The sequence below is a fragment of the Chryseobacterium sp. 14P4.3.2 genome (assembly GCF_057799275.1).
Map to the genome: position 1 here is coordinate 1 of NZ_JBYOKO010000013.1, position 17,396 is coordinate 17,396.

Sequence of the window (17,396 nt, forward strand, 5' to 3'; positions counted from 1 at the left end):
GATGTCCGAAATACATCTTTGTCATTTGTACTCATTCTCTTCCTATTCCTAAAGATGGACGAATGATTGTTCTAATTGATATTCGTTCTATTTCATTTAGCTTCGATTATGAAAATTTTGTTGTACTATTCTTTTTATATTCCTCTAATTCTTTGTAAAAATCAGATTTAAATTTATGTAATGGTATAGTTTGAATATTCTCATCTGTAAATGGCGTATCTGATATAAAATATTCTAAACTATCCGAGATATTCATATTAAGAAGTTCTTTTATTTGTTTATTATACTGTGGGGAATTAAATTTTTTATATCTATCTAATAAATTTTTTATTGTTGAAAGATATTCACGGTACAACATTGTGAGTTCTAATCTATTTTCTAAACTTTTATTAACATTAACTATTTTTAATTCAGATAAACTTTTAATTATAATATTATTATTTTTTATTTGCAGTGTTTCTGAAAAATCAAATTTCGGATTATTTACTGTATCAATTTCATCAAAAGGATTATAATCAAACCTTTCATTTTCAGCATCTGATTTGCGCTGATTACAATGTGCACATATAGGTACTAAGTTATTTAAACTAACACTAACTAATGCATTTTTGCTTTTTGGAATAATATGATCCAAGTTACCTTTTAGATATCTTTTTTTTGATCCAGTATATATAGTTGTAAACTGAGCTAAACAATAGTGGCAATTAGTTGTACCTCGATCAGCATAATAGATAATTAACCTGTCATTGCGATTTGAATAATTAAATATTGACTCTAAATAAACATTTAGTTGTATGGTTTCATTTAATTGATTTTCGGCATAATCTCTATCGCTGACACTTATAGCAATATCTCTCAATTTTTTATTTAGTGCTATAACTTTTTCATCATTTATTAGATCTTTTTTTTGAAAAGTTGTAAATTTTGTATTTATTACAGATAATTTTTGTACAGTTTCTAAGCTAGCCATAACAAAAGAATCTATTGATCTCTCTTCTATAGAAATTACTTTTTCTACTGCAATGAAAAATGATTTTAACGTACTTATGTTACAATCTCTTAATTTAACAAGATCGTTTTTAATTAACTTATCTATTTTTAAATATTTATTCTTAACATCTGTATTTATTCTACCAAAGTAATTTTCGCTAATATGTAACATTTATCTTAATTTTTATCTCTTTCGTTAAGAATTCTATTTAATCTATCAATCTCGCTTCTTATTAAAGAATTTGATAGTTTCTCTTCAATTTTCTTTTTTATTACACCTTTTAGAAATGAATCTCCTATCAGATTTATTATTTCCATATCTTCAGCTTCTAAATTTTCTTTTTCTAATATTTCTTTTATTTTACTAGAAGCGAAAGCTCCAATAGCACCTTCTTCAAGAAAGAAATCATCATTTAACAAATCATAGATATTTGCAGCGAATGAATTAGTTCCATTTTCTAGTTTCCCATCCTTCTTTCTTAATCTTAGTACATTTTGACTAGGAATATCTGAAAGTATAAAAGGAGAATGAGTAAGAAAACACAGATTTATGGATTCTATACCTTTTGCTTCCCTTTCCTTTATTAATTCAAGGGAATCTAATATCTCCTTTAAAATTTTTCTTTGCATATCTGGATGATAATACAATTCTATTTCATCCATTATAATACTCACATTTTTATATACTTGCCTGGTATTTTGTGAAGAAAATGAGGATTGTAGATTGTAGAGATGATATAAAATTGTATTAATATTAAATATCATCTGTTGCTCTCCAGAACTTAACTGGCTTAATAGTATATTGTTGTTGTTGTCAAATGATAATTTAAAATCAATATTAAAAATTGCAGGTGGTAAATAATTCATTAAATCCAAAACATTAAGAGAGTTATCTATTTGTTTCAAATCTAAATTTTTATTTTCCTGAATGTACGATACAAATTCCTCACTTGTAAATGATGTTGCTTCTAGAACTTTCAATTTAAAAATTGAACTAAAAGCTCCTCTTATTTGAGTGTCTTCAACAGCATATCTTAGATAATTAACTACTTGTTTTATTTTTTTTGTAATATGTGAATTATCAGTTAATACGAAATTTTTAAAATACAAATCTCTCTTATCTAGCTTAGGATTAAAATCTTTATAAATTATTGCATAATAATTTTTTTCTAATTTTTCCAGTTTTTTCTCTAAATAGCCTACACAAATATCAAGGTGAATTATTTTTGAAGAATTATATTCATTAATAAAACTTTTTAATAAAAAATATGAACTTAACTGTTTCAAACCATCTTTATCAAATCTCATTGGAAATGAGTAGGTATAAGGTTTTATCGATAAATTGACTGTTTCGATTTTGTATTTATCCAACAATTTGTATTCTTCTTCAGTCTGTTGATTTTGTACTAGATAATATGCCAAATTAAACATTAACCTTTCTTTCGACAAGTTAAGTTCATGATTAATATCATATATTCCATCTGTTCGCATTGGATTAATTACAACAGGTGTTCTATATCCATCATTCTTATGAAAAAGGGAGTCTAACCATCCTCCTAATACTTTTGAATTCAAGGAATGGTGCGAATAATTTAAACTAATGGTATAAAAGAAATTATTAAAGATATATTGATCAGCAATTTTTTTACCCTCTATATTTTTTACAACTAGTTTACTCTTACTATATTCTAAAATATAAATTACGCCTGCTATTTCATATACAAGCGCAACATTTAATTGTTTATCAATTAGTTTATCAATATTTTCAGATTCTTGCTGTACCTTTTCAAGTGAGTTTTTCTTTTCTTCTAATTCTTTTTCAACAGTTTGCAAATAATCTTTATTTTCATCCTTCAATTCAACTTGAAAATCATGTTTCTTTTGAAGACCGATACAAAAGCGATAAATAGAGTCTTGCTTTTCATCGAGTGATAGAATATCCTTTTCAAATTGCGTCAAGTCTTTGCTAAGAACATTAGTAGATGCGTTTAATTTATTTGAAAAAAAAATCTTTTCTCTTAATTCTTTTTTAAGTTTTCTCAAGTATACTATACCTGTATATTTTGATTCAAACTGCAAATTATATTTCTTTTGAAGGTTAATACTGAAACGAAGGACACTTTCATGTTCCTCTTTGCAACATCGAATATCATCCTTTAATTGCTCTAAATCATTTTGAATAATTTTAGAGTACCGAGTCAAACCAATCTCTGTATATTTTTTTTGTGAAGAAACAGCGTAAACTAAATAATAAAATAATTCCACCACAGCACTCTTTCCTGCGCCATTTTCTCCGACGATTGCAGATACATTTACCTTAATACCGTTATCTAAATTATACAATATTGTTGGAACTTTGGACAGATGCTTTTTAACAATGTTGATAGCAGAAAAATTCTCTTTAACATTAATCTCATAATTATTATAAAATAAATAGGGAATTCCTATTATGAGATTTTTTCGGAATTTCTTATCACAATCCTTTAGAGGAACAATACCTATTAATTTAAATCCATCATTAGTTTTTGAATTTTCCATTTAAAATTATCTTGTAGTTTTTAAGTGCTGTAGTTTGTTTTAATTTATTAATAAACTCACATTTACAAATTTTAAAATTAAGTGCATTACATTAAAGAAAGTATCAATTGGGTCCTTACCATAATTCTTCAGAATTTTTATTCTTAGGGCTTACAACAAATAAGAACCTGTGTTCCTGCATCTGCACAACTAGAAATTAACGAAGAAATAAACCATAAAATCTGTATAACTTCATTTCTTTCACGGAAATTTTCATTATTCTGCAATTTTATCAATCTATCTTCAAATGTACTTTTAGATATAAAATCTACAACTAAATAAACTGATTTCTTAAGATTAGGATAAGTCTTGATTTTTTTATAACTATTAATTAGATCTTCCGATCTTTGTCCAGTTCTAATTCTTGTTATCTGAGTAGCAATTCGATTATTCTTATATTTTTCATCCCACAGATTTTGTTTTATAACAAACTGATTATCAGTAGGTAAAATATTACCTAGATTTTTTAATGTCTGACCTACAATATCTTGAAATGAAGATGCTGATAAAATTTTATCACTGGACTTGGCATGGAAAAATCCAATTTCATTATCATTTATTCCAATAAAATCTGCCCATTCTTTTGCTAAGTCATCACAAACAAAATAATCAAAATTTGATTTGAACTGATTTTCAACAAATCCAAAAACACTGTCGGGTGAGAATTGTGTACTATTTGCATTAAATGAACCTTTTTCTGTCAAGGTCCTTTCTAAATCAAGATAAGGCACAAAGATTTTTAATATCACATCAATATCGCCGAGTAATCTGCTGTCTTTAAAAAGCTTTCGGTTAGTATATATAAATTCAGCATCTTCGAAGGTTACTATAAAACTATTGTTAGAATTTATACTTGCTAAAATTCTTTGTGTAAAATTATTTTCATATTCAATATAAACATTTGATAGTTTTTGTGACTGTAAAGTAATTGATTTTAGATTCTTTGATACGCGTAAATCATCAATGGATGAATGTGGGATTGAATAAACTCCTGCATCCTGCACAATTTCCATATATGTTTCAAATCCTTTTAAAAATTTTAACAAATTAATATTCTTCTCCCTATCTTTATATTTAATAAAACAACGGCGAATTTTGCTTGCTTCGAAATCACTGTATAATTTACTTAGTGTAATAAGAATTGCATTGGGAGTTAAAGTAGAACTATAATCGCTAAAATTGATTGGTTTAGCAAAAGATGCTAAAAAGCCTTCTGTTGGTTGACAATTTTCAATTAAGGTAACCATATCATTTGCCCACCTAAACAAACTGAAAATATCTTTTTTTTCTCCTAAGTTGTTGATTCTTGAAGTTTTTAGTGCGAGACCTACTTGTTGATCTCCTTGTCGTATTCTTGCGTTGTTTAATGTATAAGTTTGTAAACCTAATCCAGATAAAATATCTTGCAAATTTGTGGATTCCAACATTTTTTGACGCATAGCATTTGGAGCAATGCTAATGTTATCCATTGTAAACTTCTCATAAGTAGTATTATCATCTAAAAAGATTGAAGTTAATATACTGTAATCAAGAGGTTGAAAATCTTCTAAATATTCAGAAATATTTGAAATGTTACGCCGAGAAATAACAATATATTCTTCAAAATCAACAATACATAAGAATGCTAATTTCCATTCTTCCCACTTATCAACCGGCTCGTCAATAAAAGGAGCTTTCTTTTCATATTTAAAAACAATTACAGAATATTTTGCTTCCCTTCCATTATCAAATGTTTTTAGAACAGGTTCTATTTTCAGCAAATTTTGACTTCTCTTGTCTTCAGAAGCAGCTCTAAATATTTGTAATACTTTTGCTTTAGATAAAAATCCTGAAGTATCCTTCGTGAAAAAATATGCATTTTCGTGCAGTATTAGATTTTTTAACTTTTCATCGTTTGTCATTGGCTTTTGTTTTATTTAGGTGGTATTGAAATAAGATTATGAGTTTTAATTATTAAAAAAAACACCTTCATAAATATCAGAATCTGAGATATTGTTGGATATTACCAATTTGTCTTCAAAAACTTCGATAATAACATGCCCTTTGGTATCCGCTAATTTATTCGTATCACGACCATTTTGAATTAGTTCAAATAGATACCTTCCCTCGTAAGCCTGCTGCAAATAATGCTCTCCTTTAGCGCTGTTTTGAAGCCCAGCATCGGAATCTGCAGTGCATTCATTTTGTATTTTTAGCAAAAAATTCTCTAAATTCATTTAAGCATTTAATTTGATTTATTTGCAGAATTTATAATCACTGATTTAACTTGTTATACGTCTTATTATATTATTAAACCTAATAATATAATGTTTTAAAATATTAAGGCGAAACAATTGGATACAACCTTACCGACCCAGAAGAACTACGCCAATATGATCCTGAACTACTATTTGTAGGTAAATTACCAGAATCAGGACAGATGAGTAAATCCGCAAGTTCGATTACAGTGTTTGCAAATTCTAAAACGTCATTATCACTTACAAATGATCCGTCAAAGTTAAAATGCGCACCTACCTGATTTCTTACAGCATTCAGTCCCTTCAACTTATCAATTATTGGTTGCAGAACTTCTGTCTTATTTACATCAGTATATACACCAGAAGCATCTTTAGAAAGATGTTCAACCTTTAATAATCTTAATAGAGTTGTAGGAAAACCATTTATTAATTCGGATAATGTATAATCATTTTTGGGTTTTCTAGCTAATTTACACTGAAACTTTAGAGTTAAATAATCCAATATATTTTCAAGCATTCGCCCTGCCGTAGAGGCTATATTTTCTCTATGAAAATCATCCTGATTAGTTACTAATTGTTTAAGCTCTTCCAAAATTAATTTCCCATTATAGACTTTAATGCCATTTTCTATCGTCCAATTTCTTAGTTCTAAAAAGTGTACTCTTCCTCCCGGCGCTCTATTATTTCTATATCGATCTCTCCACGGACGATAATGCGTAGTTACCAAAATATGCCCAAAATTTACTGACTCAGAGTGTAGTAAATCAATAAATCTATCTAAGTGATTTTCATCAACCGACATCATTACATCATCTAAAACCAAGATTGTATTTTCATCACCATATTTTTTTGCCAACGCGACAAAAATACATACGCCTAAAGTATCTAAATGTGATTCGCTGTACAATGATTGTGGCGCAATTTGTGCTTCTGTATGGAAACTTCCGCCTAAAACCAATGAACTTTGTGCATTAGGTTTAAGGAATAATTTAATATTACCAATTTGTTCTCCTGGATGTAGGGAGCTATACAACCTGTCAACCTCTTCTGAAATTGATTCTAATTCAGTTTCAATGAATTCTTTTCTACTCGTTTCTACAATATCTAAGGTATCTGAAAGCGAACGTCCTAAAGACTGTAATTTTTCTGCGTTAATTTTGTTTCTAGAAATTGAATTAAATTGGGAAACAATAAGATTATTTTGACTTAGTTCTTTTGATTTTTTTTCTTCATTGCGATAAATCGTAACATTTAAATCATCTAAATGATTTTTGTTGGTTACAAAAATCGAAATATTTGTCTCTGCATCATCTCCGAGGTTACTAATAAAGTCGCCAATTGTCGGAGCTGTTACAACAAATTCATTAATTAAATTTTTATATGCAATTAGCAAAATATTTAAAGCAATTATTTCTCTATCTAAAATTGCTTTATTTTGATCAAAGTTTATTTTGGAACGAGCATGAGCATCATAAGCAGACTTTAACACACTCATTGTTGAAATTCTACTAGATAAAGATTCCAATATTACATTCTTCTCCATATTATTTGAACAAATTGGGCAAACATCAATTTCTTCTTGATGTTCTATATGATTTTTCGCCTTCTCTAGTAGTTCCAATAAACCAACATCACCTGCTTCATTTTGAATTTTTGCAGCTTCTAGATCAATATCTTTACTTTGTAAATCTAATTGTGCTGCACGAAAGGTTTCTCTAACCGCAAGGTAAGACTCGTATTTAGAAAGGATATTTAACCATTTTGATTTGAGGTTACTGTATTTCTGAACCTCTAAGGTTAAATCTGAAATGTCTATTGCTGCCTGCGCTTCCGCCCAATTTAAATAACTTTCAGCAGGTTGCCCTTCTTCTATCCAAGCTCGTTCTAAAGTTTCATTTGATTCTGCAATCACTGATATAATTGTATTTAAATCAGATTCAGCAGTTCGTTTCGCTTTTCTAAGTTCTTCTTCACACTTGAATATTTCGGCAACATCTATAAAATCTTTTAGTTCTTTATATCTTTCTGAAGCTTTTGATTCAATAAGGTTTACAATCATTTTTCTACGTAGGAATTTTAATGTCGGTTGACCAACTTCCGGATTTTTTACGATTGTTCTTGCAGTTCCAGTTATCGATGCCGCAAAAGCCCCACCACTGGTATTCAATATTATTTTTGCTTCAGTTTTACCAATTGATTTGAGGTATTTTGGTTCCGTCTCTGATTTATCTTCTATAGAACCTTTATTGTCCGTTAGTAAACAAGTTAGCGCATCTGTAATTGTTGATTTCCCATTACCATTTTCCCCAAAAACCATTGTTATAGGTTTTGATGAATCAAAATGAATGGTGACAGGTTGCGTTGCTCCTCGAAACGCTTCTAAAGTTAAATCATTCAGTCTCATCTGTTGGTGTGTTTTCGTTGATTTCTGCTTGAGAGGTTTGCGAGGTTGACATTACATCTTCTAATAAGAATTTCCAATCACCTTCTTTTAAATTTCCGCCAGATAACCTGTTCACAAAATCAGTGTTAGTTTCTGCAATCAAACCTTTTTCAAGTAATTTGTTTGCAATGATCTCGGCTAAACGTTCATTATTATTCATGGTTAAAAGTTTTTAAATTTACTGATTAGGTTTGCCAAGCTGGTCGTTCTATTGATTTCATCGTGAGGAACAAGTAAATACAACCAAGGCTTTTTATCATGTTCAAGATTGTAGTCTGAGGCATATTTGCAGTAGATAACTGCAGCATCTGCTTTCTGCTTTACATCGGCATCTTGCATTTTGTCTTTGCTCTTTGGCTCGACCATGTAAATGGCGTCATCTGTTTCCACAACAAAATCCGGCTCGTAACGTTTGGAGTTATTATCCCAATAAATGTGAAACTGATTGGCAGCAGGACGCAACCACTTTACAACTTTGGAATCATTCTCCAAAATGTAGGCTAGATCTTTTTCTGTATTTGAATCGAACTTATACTCAAAATGACAGGCTTTTTCAAAACCGGAATACACATATTTAGAAACCAGACTAACCGGACTGATAACATCTCTATAATCTTTAACTCCATTACTTGCCAGAACAGAAAAATTATGGGGCAATATTTTCGTGAAAGGTAAAATATTTGGCTTTTCATAATTACTGTACTCTATTTTGAAATGCTTTTTCATCTGAAGATAAATACGTTCGGCAATCGTTCTCTTAAATTGAAAAATTGCTTTTTTAACTTCTTTTTCTTCCGTATTACTTCCTTCTATTGCAGTGTATGCCTGCATTGCTAATTTATTGAGAAGCTCTGCATTATCATCATAATCGACATCTGAAAAATTGAGCAGTTCTACGATAATCATATTGACAGGATTGCCATAATTGCCGCTTGAAGTTGCCCGTAAAGTTTCAACTTCTTTTTGATTGGCCAAACTTACACGTATAATTTCTTCTTCTAATGCTTTGAACTGGAATCCTGATAATTCTAAATCAAAATCTTCAAAATAAGCACGAGCGTCTCCCTGCACCAGATCCATACGTGGAATTTCGATGATTTGCGATTTGTAACTAGAGACCACCTTTTCATAAATTACTTCGGCCTCGTTTACGATATCCTCTGCAAATAAATTTCCTTGTCCTTGATTGAAATTTGCTTTAATCTTCTCTATAACAATAGCTTTAGTTTCAGGCTTATCAAAATCTTCTACTTTTTTGATTTCAGGGATTGTATTCAATGTAGGTAGAACCGAGATAATGGCTTTCTTAGCATCTACTTGATTTTGTGCTGTTTGTTTTTCTTTTACATCAACAATCGCATTTACTTTTATTTGTTCCTGTTCTATTTCTTTATCTGTTTTAGAAACAGAAGTGGTCGCAACTGTTTTTTCTTTTACCTCGTTTTCATCAAATTCTACAAAAGAAAGTTTGTTTAAAATAGAGTCCGGATTTTGTGCTTCCGCTATCACAGCATCAAAATTATCGTGCGCAATCACTGTCAATTTATCAATATTGGCCTCTCCTGTTCTTTTACCTCCAAAGGGCAAACGTAAGCCACGACCAATAGTCTGTTCAATCAAAACACTGGCGTTGGCTGCACGCAATGGTACAATAGTGTATAAATTTGAAACATCCCAACCTTCTTTGAGCATATTAACGTGAATAACAATTTCAATTTCGTTATCAGGATTTTCCAGTGAAACAAATAATTGTTCAATCTCTTCATCTTTCTTGGTAGAACTGTCTATTTGCAATACTTTCCCGATGAATTGACCACTGTAAAATGATGGAGAATTGATTAAGTCATACACTGCTTTGGAGTGTGTAATATCTTTACAAACCACCAACACAAAAGGCTTCACTAACTTTTGCTCATTGTTTAAAGCATAGATTTCTAAATCTGTCTTGGTTTGTTGATGAATGGAAATGGCATCTTCTAATTTAACCTGTTCTACTTCTTCTGCACTTTTTCCTTTGGGATCATAGTTTTTTCGTTTTGCGATGGTTGGATTTTTCACATACAAACCGTCGGCTAGTGCTTTGGCTAAAGTATATTCGTACACAATATTCTTAAAAGACTTACCTTTTTCATCAGTTGGCGTTGCAGTCAATTCTATGCCTAAAACTGGATTTAGTTCATCGATTGCTTTTTTGGAAGCATCCGCATGGTAACGGTGCGCTTCATCCATCAACACCACCAAATCATCTAAATTGGATAAAAATTTCCAGTATGATTCTCCTAAATATTCTGACAACCGTTTCATTTTTGGAGCTAATGCAACGCCGCCTGATCGCGAAACTTTATTGTCTGAATTGAATTTTGAGATATTGAAAATATTAATTCTGATTTCAGATTCTGTAAATAACGCACCTTGCTGTGCGTAATTGTCTCCGGTGATAATGACAGGACGATTATGTACAAATTCTGAAATACCATTGAAGACATATTTAGAATAAGAAGGATCTCCAAAATCTTTGATCAGCTTTTCATAAATCGTTAGGTTTGGTGCTAGAATAAAGAAATTCTTAATGCCTTTAGCTAAATACAAATAAGAGATAATGGCGCCCATCAAACGTGTTTTTCCTACACCTGTTGCAATATTATGGGTGACGGAGGGAAAGGCTCTCTGAAAATCTGTACAAGTTGGATATAAAGTTTTAATAACTTCTAAATCAGCTTCTACAGTTGCATTTCTTTTATTCTTGTTAAGTGGAATTTGATCTGCGATATTGGCTGTGATTTCTAAAGCTTCTACCAATGGTAAACGCAATGATAATCTTTGTTTAATCTGATTGAGTATATTTTGATTCATGGTTAATCAAATAATGTTTTTTTGTTTTGATCTTTTGGTGGTGTATCGGTATCTTCAGTTTCATCACTCCACTCTTCTTCATCGTGATTTTGTGATTCGTCTTGCGGTAGGTTGACAATATTTAAACTGTAATCATCTTTACCAAACTCACAACGGTCTAAAAGAAGTTGCGGGATTTTTTTAATCGTAATATTGCTGTACTTGGCTTTACACTCCGATTGAAAGGCTTTGCAACAAATTAAAAGACTTTCGCTCTCCTTCATATCTTCGGCAATAGCTTCTAACTGTTGCACCGTCATAAATTGCGTAGTAGTGAAGATAAAATCTTCCTCCGATGAAAACCCCTGCTTCCAAAATTGGGTTTCGCTTGGGTTGTAGGTAAAACCTTCTTGTTTTGCCATTGCGGCAGCCAACATATTGGGATTGTATTCATCAGACATTACCCAATGATCAAATTTATCTTTCTTTAAAAGGCTTGATGCTAAATTGTAAAACTTAAAACCACCTCCTAAACTTACAATTGATTTATCTTGATCACCACTAATAACCGCCCTGAGTCTTGGAATAATCACATCGAACGCATTTTTCTTTTCTAACTCAATTGTTATAAACTTTCTATTACTTTTCTTTAATTTATTTAGTTCTAAAACTGAATTTGCTGTTGTACCGCTACCAGCAAAAGAATCTAAAACCAGATCATTTTCTTCTGTAAATGCTTCTATCAAGTAAGAAACCAAATTTATAGGCTTAGGATATGTAAATTTCAAATCCAATTTTTCTAGCCACAACCTCATTTGATTCGTTGTTCCAAACCCTCGTAAGACAGAGACAAAATGTCCCTTATTTTGTTCCCTTATTTTAACTGCTTCAATAGCTCCTGTCGATTTTAGTTCAAATAAGGTTTTTTGACCTTTAGAATCCTTTACAGACAAAAAATTTAATTTTATAAATTCTTCTAAAATTGCTTTAGAACTCCATCCAGTTGTAGCTAAAACCTCATTTTGAGTTTTAAAATCTTTTATAATTATATCATTATCATATAATGGATATTTTACAGATTCCTTTTTTATAGTACCTTCTTTGAAGGAGCACGGGAATCCTTTTGGAATAAGAACTGCTTTAGGAGGATTTTTTGGACCATTTTTTATAATTGTATTCCTTATCTCTTCTTTAAATAATTTACTTGACTCAGGTATGTTTGGGTCTATAACATTAGGATCATTAATCTCACCTGTTTTGGAATATACTAAGATGTATTCGTGGTAATTTATAATTTTTGCCTGATTATCAGTATTACCCTCATAATTCCATACTAAACTACTTACAAACTTGTTACGTCCAAATAGTTCATCACACAAAACTTTTAGATAATGACATTCATCATCATTAATACTTATAAGTATGACACCATTATTATTGGATAAGAGATTCCATAGAATTTTAAGCCTTGCTGACATCAACGATAGCCATAAGGAATGTTCTACACCATCATCATAACTTTCAAAAGCTGAGCCTGTATTGTATGGTGGATCAATATAAATACATTTAACTTTTCCTGCATAATCTTGCTCTAATGCTTTCAATGCTAAAAGATTGTCACCGTGTATGAGCATATTTTCGGTGTTGGGATCACCATAAGAATATTCGGGGTTTTCTATGAGAATGCGTGGTTCCAGTTTAGGTTCTTCTCCTTTGCCAATCCAAGTTAATTCTAATTTTTGTAAGTTTTTATTTTGAGCCATTTTTGTTATGTGCTTTTATATTAATTTCCAATTAATAGTAAATAGTTCTTTTTCTGTAATCTTTTGATTTAATCTTTCCTCGATATCCGAAAGTAAACTTTCTTTTCTTGCATCAATTTCATCCTGAGCGGCAAAAAGTCTTTGTCTTTTATCACTTCTCTTCTTTTCTAAATCTTTCACTTCACGCTGTAATTGAATTTTTGCTTCTAACTGCATTGTTCTCTTTGATTCTCCTTTTTTAAGCTTTATTTCAGCATCCAAATCTTTAATTTCCTTTTCCAAACTAATTTTCATGTCATCTGCCCATTGATCAAGTTTGTTCATCTCAGTGTCAAAAAACTGAAAATTTCTGGCTGCATTTTCATTAATGACTTCTTGTTTGTTAGCAAATGCTATTTCACTTAATTTTAAATCTATGTCATTAGGCACAGCAGTATCTTCGAGTACCTGAGCATCAATAGAAAAAAACCTTTTTGCCATATCAGAACTAATTTCTACACCGTCATCTGTGAAACAAGAGAACACCAAATATTCTTCATTTTCGAAAGAATCCACATTAAGGTATTGCAATGTCATCCAACCGGAATTTCCGATGAATTGCTCTAAAAAAGAGATTTTGGTAGCTGTGTTGCTATAATCAAAATTTACAACCGAAGGTTTGGTTTCTTTATTTTTGCATTCAGTGATAATTCTCTGTGCTAATGTGTGTCCGATTCTGTAGACGTTAGTGTCATCAGGAATGGTCTGATCCAACTTCTTCCCTCTGTCATCAGATTTTAAAACCATATAAGGTCCTAAATGAATATTTTCCTTTGGAAATGGATTTTCTAGCAGTCTGAATGTGTAATTATCATCAAAAACGGCTAGTCCATTCAGAAAATATTGAGTTAACTTCCATAATTTTTCTTCAAAAATGGATAAATTCTGAGTGGTCTCGTATAAGTCTTGTTTTAGTTTCTCCCGAACTTCTTCGTCGAAGTTTTCCAACAAAGTGGTTTTTGCTTCTTGAATTCGTTCCGAAATCTGTGGTCTTAGGTCATCTTGTAAATCATCAAATGCTTGCTTTATTTCTTCATTTGTTCTACAGTTTTGATAAATTATTGCAATTCGCTTTTCGAAATCAACACCATTTCCAATCGAGCCTAAAACTTCATCGCTTGCTCCAAAAACGCCATCAAATAATTGGAATTTTTGATCAAGTAATTCGTATACACGTACATCTGCTTGATTTTTTCGATTGAGAAAGTTAATAACAACTACATCGTGTTTTTGACCATAACGATGACAACGTCCAATTCTCTGTTCAATTCTTTGCGGATTCCAAGGCAAATCGAAATTGACCACCAATGAGCAAAATTGAAGATTGATACCTTCGGCTGCTGCCTCAGTTGCAATCATAATGGTCGAATTATTTTTAAAATGCTCTACAAGAGCTGCCCTTTTATCTGCCGTAGGCGACCCTGTGATTTTATCGGAGTTTTTATTGACTTCTAACCAATTTTTATAGATTTCTTTGGATTTCGCATCATTATTCACACCATTAAATAGAACTACTTCATCTTTATATCCTCTAGCTTCTAAAACACTGTACAGAAAATCTTGCGTACGGCGACTTTCGGTAAATATCAACGCTTTCTTATTAGCCCCTAATCGTTCTAACTCCTTGAAGCCTTTTTCTAAAGCAACAAATAACTGTTCTGCTTTAGAATTTTTTTTAATTTTATGTGCAAGAGTTCGATAAGTTTTTAAATCTTCAATTTCATCTTTAATATTAAGTAAATCTGCCGGACTATAAAATATTTCGTCCTCATCTTCTTCCTCATCATTTTCATCGTGATCAATCCATTCTTCTGCAATTTCATCAGCAATTTCAAAATCTTCATCAATTTCTGAAAAAAGATTTTTCCTCTCTTGTTTATTTAATATTGCCTCTAATTTTTTCACTAAAGAATCCAATGTTCCATAAATAGCAAAGGAGGATGATGCCAACAGTTTTCGTAAAATCAAAGTCATCAATTGCCTTTGACTATTTGGTAAAGCATATAATGTTGGACGTTGTAAATAAGAAGAGACATCTAGATACAATTGATGCTCTTCATCAGAAGGTATAAATTCTTCGCAAATAGGAACACGGTTTGTGTAGTTTATATATTCTAAGACTTGTCTTCGTAGAGTTCTGTGGCATATTGGGGCAATGCGATTGCGCAAAGAAAAATAATCATTATCATCAACAATTCTTGAGTATTGCGATTTAAAACTCTTTAAATCTCCAAATATATAATCATCTATTATGGAGACTAAACCATATAATTCCAATATTGAATTTTGAAGTGGCGTTGCTGTCAGTAATACTTTTTTATAGGGATACAAAGCATCCTTAATAGCATTAGAGGTCTGATTATTTGGCTTGTAAACATTTCTTAATCGATGTGCCTCATCAATGATGACCAAATCCCATTTAGTTTGATTGATATATGATGCTTTGGTTTTCGCAAATTGATAAGAGCAAATGATAATTTGATCCTTTTGGTTAAAAGGATTTAGATTTCCTTTTTTAACTTCGTTACTGAACGATTTACTTTCTAATATTACTGATGGTAAAAAAAATTTGTCCAGAAGCTCTTGATTCCATTGTTTACGAAGATTGGATGGAGCTATAATTAGCAAGTTTCTACTATGTTCTGCCCATTGTTGCGAAAGAATAATTCCCGCTTCAATTGTTTTACCAAGACCAACTTCGTCTGCTAGGATTGCTCCCTTTGATAACGGGGATTTAAAAGCAAATAGTGCTGCATCTACCTGATGAGGATTAAGATCTACTTGAGCATCTTGTAAGGAAGCGGTAAATTTTCCTAAACTATTTGATGGTTGTTGACGAGTTAAATCGTGGGATAGGAATTTAGCGTGAAAATCTGTGAGGCTCATTAGTTAGGTTGTCTTTAGTAATTGATAAATATAATAAAAGCAAACAAAGAAAAAAAACGGTAAACCGTATATTCAATACTTTTTTGTATTTATTTCAAAAACCATCCTAGAAATTGCATTAAAATAAGATAATCTATACACCGTATTATAAAATATTAATTAACTTTCTTATAAAAAAATACCAACTCTCGTCGGTATTCATTCATTTATAAGTTTAAAAAATTGTTCAAGAGTAAGCTTTCTTGCCTTACAAATCCTGTAGAGTGTTTCAACAGGGATTCTATATGTATTGTCACTCTTAATTTTACGCACGGTACTTTCTTCGATATCATGATCTTTAGCAAACGAGTTTTGTGACTTATTTTCTTTAAGCCAAGGAATTAACCAATTTTTAGTTATATAAGAGCAGATTTTCTCGTTTATGTCAATCATAAAACAAAAGAAATATTTTGCCATTGAAATATCACGGTCGTTCGACCGTAATTAAATTTTTTTTTTATATATTTGTAATACAAGTTACAAGAGTGTAACTTTGCGATAGTTCAAAGAAATAAAGAAGCTATTGCTTAGATTCTCGATTGGAAAACTGGCACTTTTCACAAAGCAACGAGTTGATAAGTAAATGTGCCCACGACTTCGGCGTGGGCTCTCTTATCGTTGCTCGGTATGCCAGTACCTCCAGTCGGTAAGTTGAGTTCCACGCTTTTTCTTTCGTGCTAAACTAAAAGAAATGAGAGTCAAAATTTAAGTAGAATTCTCTTCACAGATATAAGCAGTTCCTTCCCGCAATAGTTTTGCAAAATACACTGCTTATGAAAAGAATAAACTCTTTGCCCCGAAAGTTAACCGATCTCCAGCTGTATGAACTGCTGAAAAAAGGCAATCCGACCGCTTTGCAACATATTCATCTACGCTACAAAAGACTTCTTTTCTGGCTTGGATGGCAGGTGCTTAAGGATGATTTTATAGTAGACACTATTGTTCAGGATACCTTTCTCAAATTATGGCTGCACCGCGACACCATTGAGACACCTAATCATATTACAGGCTTTTTACGGTTTGTGATGAAAAGGGATTGTATAGCGTATATTACTGCTCCCAGAAATAAATTCAGCCGCTTGATGGCTTCTCTTGACAGTTTTGAGAATTATCAGGAATATCTAGGAGGTTACGACCCTCTGAAAGATAAAGAGTTTTTACTTAGCCAGGAATCCGACCAGAACAAATTCGATGAAATCACAAAGGTTTTACCTGTTCTGAATCCTAAAAGGAAACACTTAATAGAACTCTGCCTTGAATATGGCTTTCAGTACAAGCCCATAGCAGAAGCTATGGGAAGCAGCGTGACAGGAATTAGTATGGAGATAAGCAAAGCCATAGATGATCTTCGGAAAATTCTTAAAGTCACTTCCTTTGAGCAGCCAGAGGAAAAAGTTTTGATTAAAGAAGAGCGCTCAGAACAACTCAGCAGTCAGCAGCTGGAGATTGTCAAAAGACGGTTTGAACAGAAATCCTCTTTTACAAAGATTGCACAGGAACTCCAACTTCCGGAAAAAGAAGTTCATCGGGAATTTCTATATGCCTATAAATATCTCCAAAATCAAAACACCTTTGAAATACCCCTTTGAT

The 17,396-nt window shown here is 31.5% G+C and carries 11 protein-coding genes; 1 reads left to right on the forward strand and 10 read right to left on the reverse strand.

The window, feature by feature from the left end; genetic code table 11:
• Positions 1 to 106: 106 nt before the first annotated feature.
• The 10 genes from AC27VX_RS17290 to AC27VX_RS17335 all read right to left on the reverse strand — a co-directional run bounded on the left by AC27VX_RS17290 (position 107) and on the right by AC27VX_RS17335 (position 16,223).
• Complete coding sequence (locus AC27VX_RS17290) at positions 107 to 1,162, reverse strand: HNH endonuclease (protein ID WP_488696878.1); 1,056 nt, start codon at positions 1,160 to 1,162, stop codon at positions 107 to 109.
• Positions 1,163 to 1,167: 5 nt separating this feature from the next.
• On the reverse strand, positions 1,168 to 3,528 hold the full coding sequence (locus AC27VX_RS17295; protein WP_488696880.1) for an AAA family ATPase: 2,361 nt from the start codon (positions 3,526 to 3,528) through the stop codon (positions 1,168 to 1,170).
• Between the two features lie 143 nt (positions 3,529 to 3,671).
• Positions 3,672 to 5,468: a hypothetical protein gene (locus AC27VX_RS17300; protein WP_488696882.1), complete on the reverse strand. Its 1,797-nt coding sequence runs from the start codon at positions 5,466 to 5,468 to the stop codon at positions 3,672 to 3,674.
• A 45-nt stretch (positions 5,469 to 5,513) separates the two neighbouring features.
• Positions 5,514 to 5,783 carry a hypothetical protein gene (locus AC27VX_RS17305; protein ID WP_488696884.1) on the reverse strand — a complete coding sequence of 90 codons (270 nt, stop codon included), beginning with the start codon at positions 5,781 to 5,783 and terminating at the stop codon, positions 5,514 to 5,516.
• 103 nt (positions 5,784 to 5,886) lie between these two features.
• Positions 5,887 to 8,208 carry an AAA family ATPase gene (locus tag AC27VX_RS17310; protein WP_488696886.1) on the reverse strand — a complete coding sequence of 774 codons (2,322 nt, stop codon included), beginning with the start codon at positions 8,206 to 8,208 and terminating at the stop codon, positions 5,887 to 5,889.
• Positions 8,195 to 8,407, reverse strand: coding sequence for a hypothetical protein (locus AC27VX_RS17315; protein WP_488696888.1), 213 nt, complete (start codon positions 8,405 to 8,407; stop codon positions 8,195 to 8,197). Before AC27VX_RS17315 ends, AC27VX_RS17310 begins: the two co-directional genes overlap by 14 nt.
• Before the next feature lie 2 nt (positions 8,408 to 8,409).
• Positions 8,410 to 11,100 (reverse strand): DEAD/DEAH box helicase, encoded by a 2,691-nt coding sequence (locus AC27VX_RS17320; RefSeq protein ID WP_488696890.1) that lies wholly within the window; start codon positions 11,098 to 11,100, stop codon positions 8,410 to 8,412.
• Positions 11,101 to 11,102: 2 nt separating this feature from the next.
• On the reverse strand, positions 11,103 to 12,842 hold the full coding sequence (locus AC27VX_RS17325) for a site-specific DNA-methyltransferase (RefSeq protein ID WP_488696892.1): 1,740 nt from the start codon (positions 12,840 to 12,842) through the stop codon (positions 11,103 to 11,105).
• A 15-nt stretch (positions 12,843 to 12,857) separates the two neighbouring features.
• Positions 12,858 to 15,767: an SNF2-related protein gene (locus tag AC27VX_RS17330; RefSeq protein ID WP_488696894.1), complete on the reverse strand. Its 2,910-nt coding sequence runs from the start codon at positions 15,765 to 15,767 to the stop codon at positions 12,858 to 12,860.
• Between the two features lie 198 nt (positions 15,768 to 15,965).
• Complete coding sequence (locus AC27VX_RS17335) at positions 15,966 to 16,223, reverse strand: helix-turn-helix domain-containing protein (protein ID WP_488696896.1); 258 nt, start codon at positions 16,221 to 16,223, stop codon at positions 15,966 to 15,968.
• Positions 16,224 to 16,579: 356 nt separating this feature from the next.
• Here AC27VX_RS17335 and AC27VX_RS17340 point away from each other — a divergent pair, with 356 nt between their 5' ends.
• Complete coding sequence (locus tag AC27VX_RS17340; RefSeq protein ID WP_488696898.1) at positions 16,580 to 17,395, forward strand: RNA polymerase sigma factor; 816 nt, start codon at positions 16,580 to 16,582, stop codon at positions 17,393 to 17,395.
• Position 17,396: the final 1 nt, after the last annotated feature.